Here is an 818-nt window from a genome sequence, read left to right on the forward strand (position 1 = left end):
CGGCGACAACCCCAGCGACAACAACCGAGAAGGAGGTGACGACACCGAAAGCTAAGCCCTCAACATCATCGACCCGCACCGGCTACGACCTTGTCGCTCAACCGGTCACGCTGCTTGACGCGCTACAAGCGACCGGTTCAAGAACGAGCGACCCGTTCGGCGCGTCGCCCTGAATGCGTTCTGGATCGACAAGTACCCTGTGACGAACGCCGAGTTCGCGCAGTTCGTCAAGGACGGCGGCTATCAGGACCCCCGGTATTGGACCGAGGCCGGTTGGCAGTTCATCCAGCACAAAGGCGTCGAGGTGCCGCTGTACTGGTGGCACGAGAAATGGAACGCGCCCGACATGCCGGTGACGGGTGTGTGCTGGTGGGAAGCCTACGCCTACGCGCGCTACGTCGGCAAAACCCTGCCGACCGAGGCCCAGTGGGAGTACGCCGCCGGCTTGGGCGAGCGCACCTTCCCGTGGGGCGAGACCACTCCAACCGACCGACATGCGCATTACGCGGAAGGCTGTGAGCCAGAGGAACTTAACCGGGGCGGGACGCATGTCGACGCCTACCCGCAAGGTGTCTCGGGCGTCGGCTGCTTGGACATGGCCGGTAACCTCGGAGAGTGGTGCGTCGACAACATGTCGCGGAACTACGCGTGGGACTTCGTCCAGATTAACCCTGTATACGCCGTCGACGAATCTGGAGCGTTCTCGAGGGTCCGGGAACGGCAGTTTGCCAGGGCGAGACGGCTTTTGCCGGACCGCTCGTGAACGTGGATTGAACGGACCCGCGGGCAGCGAGGCAGGTCTATGGGGATTGTGTCGA

The 818-nt window shown here is 63.3% G+C and carries 1 pseudogene; it reads left to right on the plus strand.

The window, feature by feature from the left end:
• Positions 1 to 151: 151 nt before the first annotated feature.
• Positions 152 to 763: pseudogene (locus CKO28_RS27765) on the plus strand (SUMF1/EgtB/PvdO family nonheme iron enzyme); the annotation flags it as partial.
• Positions 764 to 818: the final 55 nt, after the last annotated feature.

The sequence above is a fragment of the Rhodovibrio sodomensis genome, assembly GCF_016583645.1.
Lineage (GTDB): Bacteria > Pseudomonadota > Alphaproteobacteria > Kiloniellales > Rhodovibrionaceae > Rhodovibrio > Rhodovibrio sodomensis.